14 protein-coding genes are annotated in these 12,688 nt (G+C 58.6%); 6 read left to right on the forward strand and 8 right to left on the reverse strand.

The annotated features are described in order from the left end of the window. Positions 1-24: 24 nt before the first annotated feature. From OHL20_RS22975 to OHL20_RS23000, 6 genes are read left to right on the forward strand one after another with little or no spacing between them, the layout of a single operon-like run. On the forward strand, positions 25-1,143 hold the full coding sequence (locus OHL20_RS22975; protein ID WP_263385643.1) for a GDP-mannose 4,6-dehydratase: 1,119 nt from the start codon (positions 25-27) through the stop codon (positions 1,141-1,143). Beyond that, positions 1,140-2,471, forward strand: a complete 1,332-nt coding sequence (locus OHL20_RS22980) for a TIGR04295 family B12-binding domain-containing radical SAM protein (protein WP_263385644.1) — start codon at positions 1,140-1,142, stop codon at positions 2,469-2,471. The genes OHL20_RS22975 and OHL20_RS22980 overlap by 4 nt, the downstream gene beginning before the upstream one ends. Further along, complete coding sequence (locus OHL20_RS22985; protein ID WP_263385645.1) at positions 2,456-3,571, forward strand: glycosyltransferase family 4 protein; 1,116 nt, start codon at positions 2,456-2,458, stop codon at positions 3,569-3,571. The genes OHL20_RS22980 and OHL20_RS22985 overlap by 16 nt, the downstream gene beginning before the upstream one ends. Next, on the forward strand, positions 3,561-4,673 hold the full coding sequence (locus tag OHL20_RS22990; protein ID WP_263385646.1) for a CgeB family protein: 1,113 nt from the start codon (positions 3,561-3,563) through the stop codon (positions 4,671-4,673). The genes OHL20_RS22985 and OHL20_RS22990 overlap by 11 nt, the downstream gene beginning before the upstream one ends. After that, a complete protein-coding gene (locus OHL20_RS22995) occupies positions 4,670-5,749 on the forward strand; it encodes a CgeB family protein (protein ID WP_263385647.1) in 1,080 nt (359 codons plus the stop codon). Before OHL20_RS22990 ends, OHL20_RS22995 begins: the two co-directional genes overlap by 4 nt. Beyond that, entirely contained in the window at positions 5,746-6,813 is a 1,068-nt protein-coding gene (locus OHL20_RS23000) for a CgeB family protein (RefSeq protein ID WP_263385648.1), read from the forward strand. The genes OHL20_RS22995 and OHL20_RS23000 overlap by 4 nt, the downstream gene beginning before the upstream one ends. Positions 6,814-6,819: 6 nt before the next feature. Here the strand turns inward: OHL20_RS23000 and OHL20_RS23005 are convergent, their stop codons facing one another. From OHL20_RS23005 to OHL20_RS23040, 8 genes are read right to left on the reverse strand one after another with little or no spacing between them, the layout of a single operon-like run. Continuing rightward, positions 6,820-7,503, reverse strand: coding sequence for an HAD family hydrolase (locus OHL20_RS23005; protein ID WP_263385649.1), 684 nt, complete (start codon positions 7,501-7,503; stop codon positions 6,820-6,822). After that, positions 7,500-8,384, reverse strand: coding sequence for a glycosyltransferase family protein (locus OHL20_RS23010; protein WP_263385650.1), 885 nt, complete (start codon positions 8,382-8,384; stop codon positions 7,500-7,502). Before OHL20_RS23010 ends, OHL20_RS23005 begins: the two co-directional genes overlap by 4 nt. A 9-nt stretch (positions 8,385-8,393) precedes the next feature. Beyond that, positions 8,394-9,170 carry a TIGR04290 family methyltransferase gene (locus OHL20_RS23015; RefSeq protein ID WP_263385651.1) on the reverse strand — a complete coding sequence of 259 codons (777 nt, stop codon included), beginning with the start codon at positions 9,168-9,170 and terminating at the stop codon, positions 8,394-8,396. Next, positions 9,142-9,927 (reverse strand): sugar phosphate nucleotidyltransferase, encoded by a 786-nt coding sequence (locus OHL20_RS23020; protein WP_263385652.1) that lies wholly within the window; start codon positions 9,925-9,927, stop codon positions 9,142-9,144. Before OHL20_RS23020 ends, OHL20_RS23015 begins: the two co-directional genes overlap by 29 nt. A gap of 16 nt (positions 9,928-9,943) precedes the next feature. Next, positions 9,944-11,038, reverse strand: coding sequence for a CgeB family protein (locus OHL20_RS23025; protein ID WP_263385653.1), 1,095 nt, complete (start codon positions 11,036-11,038; stop codon positions 9,944-9,946). Further along, positions 11,029-11,502, reverse strand: coding sequence for a hypothetical protein (locus OHL20_RS25350; RefSeq protein WP_263385654.1), 474 nt, complete (start codon positions 11,500-11,502; stop codon positions 11,029-11,031). The genes OHL20_RS23025 and OHL20_RS25350 overlap by 10 nt, the downstream gene beginning before the upstream one ends. A 25-nt stretch (positions 11,503-11,527) precedes the next feature. Further along, a complete protein-coding gene (locus OHL20_RS23035) occupies positions 11,528-12,034 on the reverse strand; it encodes an SDR family NAD(P)-dependent oxidoreductase (RefSeq protein ID WP_263385655.1) in 507 nt (168 codons plus the stop codon). Between the two features lie 14 nt (positions 12,035-12,048). After that, complete coding sequence (locus OHL20_RS23040; RefSeq protein WP_263385656.1) at positions 12,049-12,225, reverse strand: hypothetical protein; 177 nt, start codon at positions 12,223-12,225, stop codon at positions 12,049-12,051. Positions 12,226-12,688 lie beyond the last annotated feature (463 nt).

A 12,688-nucleotide genomic window follows, 5' to 3' on the forward strand; every position in this document is an offset into this window, starting at 1 on the left:
CTGGAGCAGAAAGGACATGGAGAGATGAAGGATCGGAAGCAGCGCATAATCCTGATTACCGGGGGCGCTGGGTTCATTGGGTCGAACCTTACGGAGCGGCTGCTGCGGGAGCCGGGCGTTCGCGTGCGCGTCTTTGACAATCTTTCCAGGCCGGGCGTGGAGCATAACCTAGCTTGGCTACAGGGCCTTAATACAAGCGACCGGCTGGAGTTTGTGCAAGGAGATGTACGCTATGCCGACGAGGTCTGTGAAGCCGCACACGATGCCGATGAGATCTATCACCTGGCTGCACAAGTTGCCGTGACAACCTCAATCTACGATCCTCGCGCCGACTTCGAAGTGAACGTAGCGGGAACATTTCACGTGTTGGAGGCGGCTCGCCGGTCCGGCAGGCGGCCATTCTTGCTGTTTACCTCCACCAACAAGGTTTACGGGTCGCTCTACGGGGTGCCGGTGCAGGCCTCGGGCAGCCGGTACGTTGCGTCCGATAAGAGCTTCCGCGGCGTCAAAGAGAGTGAGGCGCTGGACTTTCATTCGCCCTATGGCTGCTCCAAGGGCGCTGCAGATCAGTATGTGCGCGACTACGCGCGCATCTACAACCTCCCCTCAGTGGTATTTCGGATGTCGTGCATCGCGGGGCCACGGCAGTTTGGGACAGAGGATCAGGGCTGGGTGGCGCACTTCCTGTACTCGGTGCTGGAACGCCGTCCGATCACGGTGTATGGCGATGGCTTGCAGGTGCGGGATATCTTGCATGTGCATGATTTGATCGACGGCATGATGGCCGCGCGCAGGGAGCAGGAACACACTGCAGGCGAGATCTATAATCTGGGCGGCGGACTGGAAAGGGCAATCTCCATCATCGAGATGCTGGATGCGATTGCCGATGAGACTGGCATAAGGCCTTTGTTGCGCTACGACGGCATTCGTCCAGGAGATCAGCCGCTATATATCTCCGACACGAGCAAGCTAACAGCGCATACAGGCTGGCAGGCAAGGCGCTCCTGCGTGGAGACGCTCAAGGCGATTCATGGCTTCTGGAGCGGCAATCGTGCGCTGCTCGCTGGGCAGCGCAGCGTTGCAGCCGAGAGCGTTACATCCAAGGTTGAAGGCTCGAGTCTGGTAGCGGAGGAGGTCGCATGAAGTATGCATTAGTCAATCCGAAATGGAGCTTCGAAGGCTCGACCTACTTCGGTTGCGCGGAGGCTCACTTCCCGCTGGAGCTACTTTCTGCGCGTGAGGTGCTGCGTCAAGCCGGGCATGAGGTGTTGCTAGTAGACGCATGGATGGAAGACCTTACGCCGCAGCAGGTGAGGCAGCGGCTTAACTCGTTTGACGAAGATTTTCTCGTTATTCCCACCGCTCCCTCTTATCTGTTCTGGCGCTGCCCTCAGCCTGAACTCCGTGTACCTCAACAGTGGATAGCCGCATTGGACCGAGAATCGAAGAAAATTGTGATTGGGCCGCATGGATCGGTCACGCCGCTGGCCACGCTGCGTAAAACGGGCGCGGACATCGTGCTTCGCGGCGAGCCCGATCAGACGCTGCCGCAACTGGCATCGATGCCATGGGAGATGATTGCCGGTTGTGTATGGCGCGATGATGCTGGGCGCATAAGCGCGACACCCGGACTAGGCGCAACCGATATGCGTGCGATCGGGACCCTCGATTATTCAGACTATCCAGTGGAGAAACACTCACATCTGCATCACATCTTTGCGGGGAACGGCGCGGACCACCTGCGTCGTGGCGCGGAGGTCGAGTTCGCGCGCGGATGCCCGTATAGCTGCACGTTCTGCAACAAAACCCTGTTTCGTAACAAGTATCGCGAGCGTGAACTGAACGCCGTTGTGGCAGAGATCGACCACCTGATTGCGCGTGGGGTGGAGTACATCTACTTCATCGACGAGATATTCGGAGTGGGCAAGCAGGTGCGTGAACTGCTGGAAGAGATCGCAAAAAGGCCCATAGCGATTGGATTCCAAACCCGGATCGACCTATGGGATGAGGCTTCGATCGATCTCTTGGCACGGGCCCACTGTATGTCGTTTGAGTGCGGAGTGGAATCCATCACCGATGAAGGCCGGGATGCCATGAACAAGAACTGCCGCATCACAACGGAGCGGATCACGGAGCTCTTGGTCTATGCGCGGCAGCGAATACCGTGGGTTCAGGCGAACCTGATCAAAGTGCGTGAAGACGATCCGGTGCAGGTGGCGGCATGGCAGGCGAACCTAAAATCAAAGGGTGTCTGGGTAAGTGAGCCGGTGCCAATGTTCCCGTTTCCAGGAAGTCCGGAGTATGTGACAACCTTTGGTGCGCAACCAGATGAGACCGCGTGGGAGCGGGCACATGAGTTCTATCTGCAGTTGTTCGTAGACAAGGGCTTTAGCGACATCCAGGATCAACAACCGCTGACCTTGCAACAGCTGGAAGCAATGGACGAGGAGATGGTATGCGTGTCCTGCTGACGACGGATACCGTCGGCGGGGTGTGGACGTTTACCAGGGAGTTGACGGCGGGGTTACTGGCGCAGGGGCATGCTACAGCGCTCGTGAGCTTTGGGCGCATGCCTTCGTGCGCACAGCGGTGCTGGGCTCTCGAGACGGAAGAGCAGTACGGGTCGGCGTTCCGGTACGAAGCTTTAGGTGTGCCGCTTGAGTGGATGGAAAGGAATCACGCTGCGTACTTCGATGCCGAGAGCTTGCTGCTTCGCGTGGCGGATGAGTTTGAGGCAGAGATAATCCATACAAATCAGTTTTGCTTTGGGGCCTTGCCGGTCGAAGTTCCCAAGGTTGTGACGGCGCATAGCGATGTACTGAGTTGGGCGGAGGCATGCAGGCCTGATGGAATAGAGGACTCAGGCTGGCTTCGGCAGTATAAACGTCTGGTTTCTGCAGGCATCTCAGGAGCGGATCTTATTGCGACACCGACGCACTGGATGCGCGACGCACTGGCCCGCAACTTCCCCACTCCAGCAGAGGTACGAGTGATCCTCAACGGGCGGAGCCTGGCGGCAGACTGCAAAGGTGAGCCGCGGCGTCTACAGGCGGTAACGGTGGGTCGGGTTTGGGATGAGGCAAAGGGCCTTGCGGTGTTAGATGAGTTCGAGATCTGTATGCCGATGCGGGTGGTGGGAGAAGCTCACTTTGAAGACGAGCGTGCACCCGCGCTAAAGACAGTGAAGTTTCTCGGCAAGCTGGAGGAGGATGAGGTCCTTCGTAATTTGCGAAGGAGCAGTGTATATCTTGCAACTTCGATCTACGAACCGTTCGGTCTTGCTCCTCTGGAGGCTGCGCTATGCGGATGTGGTGTGGTGGCAAGAGATATTGCAAGTCTGCGCGAGGTCTGGGGCGACGCTGCCATCTATTTCAAGGATGGCAACCGGCTGAGTGACGTTATGTTGCGCTTGCGTGATGTACCAGAAGAGCTTGAGGCGTTGCGGATGCGCTCTATGGCGCGCGCCTTAGAGTTGTCGGCGGATCGCATGGTCGAAGCTTACATCGCGCTATATGAGCAGTTGCTCATCGTCAAAAGTACGCACGAGGAAGCAGTCGCCTATGCCGACTAAACTTCGCATCGCTTACGTGGCGCATACGCTTCGTTCAGACTGGAACAACGGCAATGCACACTTCTTGCGAGGATTAACTAGGGCTTTAGCCGCAATGGGCCACGACGTGACGATCCTGGAGCCTGAGACGGAGTGGTCGATTGAGAACCTTCGCACCGAATCTTTGGGAGAACGATCGCTTGCGGACTTCGCACGGTTGTACCCGGACCTGGACGTGGTGACCTACGCCCGCGGAGAAGACGAAGACTGGTGGCGCTCCGTGCTGCAAGATCAGCATGTGGCAATCCTGCATGAGTGGAACCCGCCTGAGCTGGCGCAGCTTCTATTGAGATTACGGGATGAGCTTGGATTCCTGCTGCTCTTTCACGATACCCATCATCGAGCCTCCTCGACACCCGAGCAGATGGAGCGCTTTGGGTTGGCTCGCTTTGATGGAGTGCTTGCGTTTGGCGAGGCCCTGCGCACGATCTATCGGGACCGTTTCGGCCTGACACGAGTCTGGACCTTGCATGAGGCCGCGGACACGACCGTGTTCCGGCGCGTGCCCACGTTGGGGAGGGTCACGGACGCAGTCTGGATCGGCAACTGGGGCGACGGTGAACGTTCTGCTGAGATCCGCGAGTATTATCTGGAGCCTGCAGCCGCTTTGCGGGAACAGGCACGCTTCACGATCTATGGCGTACGCTATCCGCAGGATGGGCTTAAAGCCTGCGCGGATGCAGGAGTCTTCTATGGTGGTTACCTGCCTAATTTGGATGCGCCTGCGGTGTACGCCGCAGCGAGGTTGACGGTCCATATTCCGCGGCAACAATACAGCTCCGCGATGACAGGCATCCCGACGATCCGGGTCTTTGAAGCTCTGGCCTGCGGGGTCCCTTTGTTGTCTGCACCCTGGCAGGATTGTGAAGAGCTCTTTCGTCCCGGCGATTTCACAATGGTGCAGGGTGGAGCCGAGATGCTCTCAGCGATGGGCACTTTATTGAAGCATCCGGAGATAGCCGAAGCGCAGAGTGCGCGCGGACTTGAGACGGTACTCGCACGGCATACCTGTGCACACCGTGCACAGCAGTTGATGGAAATTTGTGAGGAGTTGAACGGGTGAAGATCTTTGCATTTGGATCGAGTATCGTGTCGTCTTACTGGAACGGCGCGGCAACCTATTACCGCGGCTGTTACAAATACCTTTCGCGCCGCGGCCATGAGATCACGTTCGCGGAGCCCGATGCATACGGACGGCAGCAGCATCGCGACTCCGAAGACTTCTCCTACGTTCGCTCCTTGGTGTACCGGCCGGGGGTGGACCTTGATGACATGTTGAAGCTTGCAGCCGATGCCGATGTCATCGTAAAGCATAGCGGAATCGGGGTAGATGACGAGACGCTGGAGCGTCGCATCCTCGAGTTGCAGGACCGAGCAGTAATCACCTTCTGGGATGTCGATGCGCCGGCTACAATCGCCCGCATGCATGCCGATGCCGGGGATGCGTTCAGGACTTCCATGCCCCAGTACGATGCGGTCCTGACCTATGGTGGTGGACCGTGGTGCCGTGAGCAGTACCTTGCACTGGGCGCTCGAGCCTACTTCAGCATGTACAACGGACTGGACCCGGAGACGCATTACCCGGTGCCGCCTGATGCTTCACTGAAGTGCGACGTGGCGTTCCTTGGCAACCGGCTGCCGGACCGCGAGGCTCGGGTGGAGGAACTCTTTCTGGGTGCAGCTGACCTCTCGCCAGAGAGCAGCTTCCTGCTCGGTGGAGAGGGCTGGGGCGACAAGCACATGCCCGCGAACGTTCGCTATATCGGACACGTCCCGACCGCGGATCACAACCGGGTGAACTGCTCGGCCGGAATGGTCATGAACATTAACCGGGCGTCGATGGCGACCTCCGGCTTCTCCCCGCCCACGCGGATCTTTGAGGTGGCGGGTGCCGGTACCTGCCTGCTTTGCGACGACTGGCCCGGCATCGATGATTGCTTTGAGCCGGGATCGGAGATCCTTGTAGTCAAGACTGCTGAAGATGTCGTGCGCGCGCTGGCCAAGCACGACAGCGTGACCCGGCGGAAGATCGGTGCGGCCTTCCATGCACGTGGCCTGCGGAATCACACCTACGCGCAGCGTGCGGCGCAGGCGGAGAGAGCGTTTACGCATTGCCTGCGGGAGCGCGTCCTGGCATGAAGATTGTCGTATACGGGCTGACGATTACCTCGTCTTGGGGCAACGGGCATGCGACGACCTATCGGTCCTTGCTGAAGGCCTTAGCCGGACGAGGACACCAGATCGTATTCGTTGAGAAGGACGTGGAATGGTACCGGAACAATCGTGACCTTCCCCGCCCCGCCTTCTGCTCGGTTGAGCTATACGAGGACTGGGCTATAGAAGAGACGCGTCTCATTCGCCATAGTCTGGACGCAGACGCGGCAGTGGTGGGCTCATATTTTCCAGACGCCATCGCAGCATCTCAGGCTTTGTTCGCGCGGGCGAAATGTCCGGTTCTCTTCTATGACATCGATACGCCAATCACGCTGCGCAAGCTGCGGGAGAGTGGCAGCACGGATTATGTGACGCGGCGGCAGATCCCGTCATACTCGGCTTACCTGAGTTTCACCAGCGGACCCGCGCTGCTGGAGCTTGAGAACAGCTTCGGGGCCCGCCGCGCTCTTGCCTTCTTCTGTTCCGTCGATCCAGAGATCTATCATCCCACCGCAGTAAAGGTAGAGTTCCAATGCGCACTGAGCTACCTGGGAACCTATGCTTCGGATCGGCAGAGCAAGCTGATGAATCTTCTGAACAGGGCAGCCGGGCTCTTGCCTGCGGAGCGCTTCGTCGTCGCAGGGCCGCAGTACCCGGCCACTCTGGAGTGGAGCGGCAATGTGCAACGCATGGTTCACGTCCCGCCGCCGGATCATCCTACCTTCTACTCGTCCTCACGGTTTACGCTCAATCTAACCCGTGACAATATGGTCGCAGCCGGATACTCGCCTTCCGTGCGGCTGTTTGAGGCGTCTGCGTGTGGTGTAGCGATAATTTCAGACTCATGGCCGGGGCTGGAGGAGTTCCTCAAGCCCGGTGAAGAGATTCTGCTTCCCTCCTCAGACGAGGATGTCGCGCGAATGCTGACCGGGATCTCCGACGAGGAGCGAAAGCGCATGGGAGCACGGGCACGTGAGAGAATCCTTGCGACTCACACCTCGAACCACCGCGCCGTTGAGTTCGAACGCATCGTAAGCGAATGCGCATGAGGCAGCTTACATCACCAACGGCGTAAGCAGGTCAGCGAGCGTTGCGATGGCGCGGGTGGGCGCTTCCGCCTGCAGAATCTCCATGGAGAAGATCCCGGTAGCGACGGCGATGACATCAAGCCCATTCGAGTGTGCGGCGCGAACGTCAGCAGGAGTATCCCCAACTACACAGATGGTTGCGCCCGCGCTGGTCAGGCCTCGTGCCATTTCTACCGCCGCCTTGAAGACATCATGACGGGTTTCGTAGACGTCGCTGTACCCGCCGAAGTGGAAGCGGTCGAGCAGGCCGGCATGCGCCAGCTTCACGCGGCCGATGCCTTCCAGGTTGCCGGTGGCGACACCGAGAATTGCGCCTTTTGCACGCAGGTGATTGAGCACCTCAGGTACCTGGGGCAACACCGTCAGGCGAAGATCTGCCTGATCGCGCGTGACGAAGGCACACATGCGTTGCTGCATCTGAGGCAGTCGCGGACGCCACTCAGCCTCGGGGACGTTGGCCAGGGTCAGCGCATCGCGCAGAATGCCGTTGTCGACGTTGCCATGCGTGGTCACGCCATCAAGATTGAGCGGCCGACCGGCCAGCATGGTGAGCGCCTCGCAGAAGGCGAAGTAGTGCACGGCATCCGTGGCGTTGAGCAGCGTTCCATCGATATCAAACAGATAGGCGTCGTAGGCATCCCAGGGTGTCATGGCTTGAGCGTACCTAGGGCGTGGCGAACGGCTTCCAGCGGGGCAATCCAGTCGCCGGGTTGGGGCTGACGGAAGAGCCGCAATGAGGGATACCAGGGACTTTGATCGCGGCCAATCATCCATCGCCAGTCTGCGGCATGTTTCAGCAGCATATACGCAGGAACGTTGAGCGCGCCTGCCAGATGCGCGGCCAGCGTATCGACCGTAATGACAAGGTCAAGATCCGCGATGACACTCGCCAGAGAGAGTAGCCCTGGCCCGATTGTCTCGAGCCGATCATCGGTCTCCTGATTCGAGCCGCCTTGTAGACTGACAAAGTCGCAGTCCACGGTGCTGAGGATGGAGTCGAACGCGGCCAGCGGAATGGAGCGGCTCTGGTTCCACTCGCCCGCCGCCCAGACCAGTCCGATGCGAGGCTTATGCTTGTCGACCAGTCCAAATGGCACGCTGAGATAGCCAGTCGCAATCGGCAGCTGCGCCACTGTGGTACGGAAAAGATAAGGCAGTTCCGTGATCTCAACCTGCATGTCCCAGGTGCACGTCTCCTCCCAGGTGACGACGTGTTCGACCCCCTCGAAACACCCGGCAAGTTCCACGAGACTGGGCGGCACCTGCCAAGTCACGGATCGAGCCTGCGCCCTGAGTTGCGGCGCATAGCGAAACATCTGAACGGCATCGCCGAGACCACGCAGCGATCGGACAACGATATCTTTACCCTCAATAGACTCCCCCGTCCAGAAGCGATGTGGATCCGGTGTGTTCCTCGCATGGATGCGGTCGCTCGCCTGCCATGCCTGCTCAAAGTCGCCAGCAGACATATTGAGCTGCCAGAGTCCCGCGTCGATGCGGTTCTGCAAATCGGATTCGGACAGAGCATTCATCCGGGCCGGCTACCGTTGCGGATAGATGGCATGGGGACCATCGGCCGGAATCTGGATCGGATGGGCGCGGCAAAGGTAGACCTCTTCCTCAGGCTGAGCCTCAATGCTGAAGCCCGCCGACCTTAGCATCGCCTCAGCACACGCGCGGTTCGGCACCCACCAGTTGGTTGAGTCATGGGAGTAACGATGCTCAATAAAGTGCATTTTTGGATAGCCCGGCTCGTCGAACGGTGCCGCCGCTGTGAATTCATAATCTTCCTCAATCGCGGCGATCTCGCTGCTGCCGCGTTGCATCGACTGAAAAAGGAACAGATCTTTGGCGACGTGCTCGTGGATAAGATCCAGAGCGAGGAGCGGATGGCGCAGATGGTAGAGCACGCCCATGAAGATGACCAGATCGAACCGCTCGCGCAGCGCGGCCACGCTCCATACCGGCATACGCTCAAACTGCACATCCAGCCCTGTGATCTCAGCCGCAAAGCGTGCCTGCGCCAGATAGCGGTCGTCGGTATCGATGCCAAGCACGCGTGCGGCACCCCGGCGCTTCATCTCCAGCGAGTAGAAGCCGGCGTTACAGCCAATATCGAGCACGGTCATACCCGTCATGTCCGCTGGTAGCGTTGTACGGAAGCGCTGGTACTTGACCTCTGGATAATTGCCAAGGAAGTGTTCCGGAGCGGTGGAGATCCCGCCGAGGCGAAGGTTATGAAACCAAGGGCCAAGCTCCCGGATGCGTTCTCCAAGCTGCTGCGTGTCATCAAGCAAGGGGTGTCGAGTAGCGATCATGCGTGCTGATTTCCTCACTGGGTGAATGTGGAATGAAGTCTTCCGCAAGCAGGGCGATTGCCTTGCGGTAGCCGTGGAGTGTGCCTACATCGACGTAAGCCTCGCCTACCTTAATACCGACGGCATGACCACCTTCGGCGATGTAGGCATTGACCAGCGTGCCGAGATACTCGTCCCTACGCTCCGGGCGAAGCCAGAGTTGATGAAGTTCATGAAAGATGGCGCCCGGCATGCGAATGGCGCCCCAAATCCAGTTGGAGGTGGCGTTCTTCTGTTTCACCTCGATGTGCAGGACAGAATGGTCATGCCGCGTGGCGACGGCGTCGAAGAACTCTGGGTGCTCGACGGAAAACAGCAAAAAGGAAAGCTGGTCATTAGGAAGTTGTGCGAATCCGTCCAGTGGCGTCCAGATCGTATCGGGCAAGCCAATGAGAACCTGTTCGTCCGAACGAATAAACGGAATCGCCCGGAAAACGGCGTCGCACAAGCCCCCGGGTGCCGGCTGTACGACATAGGCGATGTCCGCACCCCAGAGCCGCCCGCCATAGTATTCAAGGATGTCGGTCTTGCCAGGCGAAATGACGAAGCAAAGGCATGTCGCTCCGGCTGAAATCATGCGTTCAACAATATATTCCGAGACGGCGCGGGGGCGCTCATGATCGCCGTCAACGCGGCTGCCCACGGGCAGCAACTCCTTCGAAAAAGCCAACGGCTGTATACGGCTACCCGCGCCCGCGGCCGGAATGATTCCCCACATGCGATGCTTCCTTTCCTTAGCTGGTGACGTGAGATGCAGTTTTGTCGCGAAACGAGTTGCATATGTCCTCGAGCTGCTCGATACGGCAGAGTCCGGTGTGATCCTGCAGCGTGCGGGCACGTCCGGCGAGAGCGATTTTATTCAATTCTTTGTCGGAGAGGGAGAGTGCATCCACCACATCCGCCGCAGTTCTGACCGGTAGGATCTCCTGGTGAGGAACGAAGAAGGCATCCAGTCCATCCCAAGTATCGGAGAGTAGCGGAGCAGCGCAGGCAGCGGCCTCAAACAGCCGGCCAGAGGGACAGAAGCCATACTCCGCCATCACCCCGCGGGTCACATTCAGCGTAGCCCGGCAGGAAGAGAAGAAGGCTGGATGTGTCGGAGGCGGAACGTGGCTCACAAAGTAAACATTGGGCAGCCAGGGAAAGGTCTCCGGGTACTGCGCTCCGCCGATGAGAAACCGCCGATCCGGCAGCGCAACGGCGGGGTCCAGGAAGAGAGTCTGCACCGCCTGTTGACGGTCCACCGCGTAGGTGCCCAGGTAGGAAAGGCTAGCACGAAAGCTTGGGTCCGCGGCCACAAGGCGGTAATGGCCAGGATCGACGGACCCATACAGAGGAAATGCAACGCTAGCGCCTAAACGAGATCTGAGTTCATCCAGAGCTCGCCCGCCAGTGTAGCTGAGGACGAGGTCGAAGGAGCCGAGTCCTTGTGGAGGAAGGTAGTCAACCGGCGATCTCGCGCTCAGCGCGTTGAGGGTCACCGGCGTGTCGAGATCGTAGAAGCTCTTGATGGCCGCGCGGCTCCCGAGAATAAGTTCAGCAGCAGCCCGTCCGTCAGGACAGAAACTGGTGCAGAGAGCTAGGTCAGCATCATCGACATCGCGTCGGGCCGCAGGAACGATGTCCGTAAAATCGCTATACAGGATGAGACGTGCGCCCGGCGGTAGCTCAGTTAAGTCGCGCGCGTCGGCGTAGTAAGAAGCGTCACGCTCATAAAAGGAAACTGTATGGCGCCGCTGCAGCAGCGCCCTCACAAGTGAGCGCCAGAGCGTGGCATGGCCATTTCCCCAAGAAGACGAGATGGTCAGGCCGAAGATCACTACGTGCATGGGCTTGATTCCTTAGTGGTGAATAAACCAAGGAACGAGAGCAATCGAGCTGGACAAGCTAATCGCCTTCGCGACCCGTTCAAGCCCGTTGACGATGCGGCCGTCGACACGATCGGTAATAATTGCAGGCCGATTGTCAGAATCATGATCAGCAGCATGGGCTTTGATTGCTGAAGAAGCCGGTCGAAGAACGCTACTATGGTTGACCCATGCCGCCCCAGCACCGTAGATGTTGCCAGTCGTGTAGGATCCATCCTGAGCAGCGAGTTGAACGTAGATGGAAGCAAGCTCAGCAGGCTGGCCTGTGCGGGCAAGTGGATACTTACCTCCGAAGTCCCGCCAATGCTCCTCAGTTGCGCCCCCCCCGAGATCTGAAGTGGAGTATAGATTGGTCCAGGTGCGACGCCGTTAAGACGAATGCCTTTCGGGCCAAGCTGCTTGGCCAGCGATATAACGAAGTTCATTGTGGCGGCTTTCGTCTGGGCGTAGTCATATAGACTTCCCTGGCGGATCGTAGGCCTGCTCCGACGTAGTAGCGATGATCGTAGAGCCCGGCTTGAGGTACGGCAGGGCCGTGCGGATGATCCAGAAGGGCGCGTAGAGGTTGGTCTTCATGGTGCAATCGAAGAGCTCGGTTGTCATTTCGAGAATGGATTCCATCTGATGTTGACGACCGGCGTCCGAGACAATGATGTCCGTGCCGCCCAGTTCCGAAAGAGATTGGGCTACGAGATTCCTACAGAAGGCCTCTTCGCGGAGGTCGCCTGGGATGAGGACAGCCTTCCGGCCCGCCTTGCGAATGAGTGCGGCGACTTGCTGGGGGTCTGGCTCCTCTGCCGGCAGATAGTTGATGGCTACATCTGCACCTTTGCGGGCGTAGGCGATCGCAGTTGCGCGCCCCATGCCTGAATCGCCGCCCGTAATTAGCGCCTTACGGTTCAGGAGTCTTCCAGAACCTTTGTAGCTGATTTCACCATGGTCAGGAGGGGGCATCATTTTGCTGACCAGTCCTAACCTTGGCTGGAAGGGGCTGTTGAAGGGTGGCTCGGATACTTGGTGGTCGGGTCCGCCATCGGTTGCGCGATCGAAGTGGCGTGCGTCTCAGCGGACAAAGGGAGAGCAGCGGCTGCGAGACCGGCGCCGAGCGTGCCAACCAACTTGCGGCGCGAGATAGTGTGATCTGACATCTGAGGTTCCTTGCGATGCAAATGTGGAATAAGGCGCAGTGGCGAGCTTGCACGCTCACTCCACATTTAGCTGTTGGTTGCACAAAAGGCAAGATAGGGTGCCTGAACAGAAACACCTTCCAGGTCAAGCTCAGACAGTGGACCCGCTGCGAGCGGCTCGTGACCACGGGCATAACTTCAGCTTGCTCTCTAAACTAGTTCATCCGGCAGATCTGCTTCGCCGCTTGCGGGAGCAATACGCGCAGTAAACCTCAGATCTATCAAGAACTAAAGTTTTTTTACGTTCTGACCAATCACAGCCGAGATAGTTGTGAACTAACTCGGCTGTTCTGCAATAGCGCGGAGCAATGAGGAGAGGAACCATTGCGCACCCAAGAGTGTAGCCAAGTAGACGCCTAACACATGCGAAAGGTTTTGATGATGATGAGCCATCCATGTTGGCAGCGGCGTCGTCAACTTCCTG

Source organism: Granulicella arctica, assembly GCF_025685605.1.
Taxonomy (GTDB): domain Bacteria; phylum Acidobacteriota; class Terriglobia; order Terriglobales; family Acidobacteriaceae; genus Edaphobacter; species Edaphobacter arcticus.

Excerpts from the sequence above, each read along its gene's own strand:
- OHL20_RS22975 (WP_263385643.1), top strand. The coding sequence starts at position 25 with ATGAAGGATCGGAAGCAGCGCATAATCCTGATTACCGGGGGCGCTGGG.
- OHL20_RS22980 (WP_263385644.1), top strand. The coding sequence starts at position 1,140 with ATGAAGTATGCATTAGTCAATCCGAAATGGAGCTTCGAAGGCTCGACC.
- OHL20_RS22985 (WP_263385645.1), top strand. The coding sequence starts at position 2,456 with ATGCGTGTCCTGCTGACGACGGATACCGTCGGCGGGGTGTGGACGTTT.
- OHL20_RS22990 (WP_263385646.1), top strand. The coding sequence starts at position 3,561 with ATGCCGACTAAACTTCGCATCGCTTACGTGGCGCATACGCTTCGTTCA.
- OHL20_RS23000 (WP_263385648.1), top strand. The coding sequence starts at position 5,746 with ATGAAGATTGTCGTATACGGGCTGACGATTACCTCGTCTTGGGGCAAC.
- OHL20_RS23005 (WP_263385649.1), bottom strand. The coding sequence starts at position 7,503 with ATGACACCCTGGGATGCCTACGACGCCTATCTGTTTGATATCGATGGA.
- OHL20_RS23010 (WP_263385650.1), bottom strand. The coding sequence starts at position 8,384 with ATGAATGCTCTGTCCGAATCCGATTTGCAGAACCGCATCGACGCGGGA.
- OHL20_RS23015 (WP_263385651.1), bottom strand. The coding sequence starts at position 9,170 with ATGATCGCTACTCGACACCCCTTGCTTGATGACACGCAGCAGCTTGGA.
- OHL20_RS23020 (WP_263385652.1), bottom strand. The coding sequence starts at position 9,927 with ATGTGGGGAATCATTCCGGCCGCGGGCGCGGGTAGCCGTATACAGCCG.
- OHL20_RS23025 (WP_263385653.1), bottom strand. The coding sequence starts at position 11,038 with ATGCACGTAGTGATCTTCGGCCTGACCATCTCGTCTTCTTGGGGAAAT.
- OHL20_RS25350 (WP_263385654.1), bottom strand. The coding sequence starts at position 11,502 with ATGAACTTCGTTATATCGCTGGCCAAGCAGCTTGGCCCGAAAGGCATT.
- OHL20_RS23035 (WP_263385655.1), bottom strand. The coding sequence starts at position 12,034 with ATGATGCCCCCTCCTGACCATGGTGAAATCAGCTACAAAGGTTCTGGA.
- OHL20_RS23040 (WP_263385656.1), bottom strand. The coding sequence starts at position 12,225 with ATGTCAGATCACACTATCTCGCGCCGCAAGTTGGTTGGCACGCTCGGC.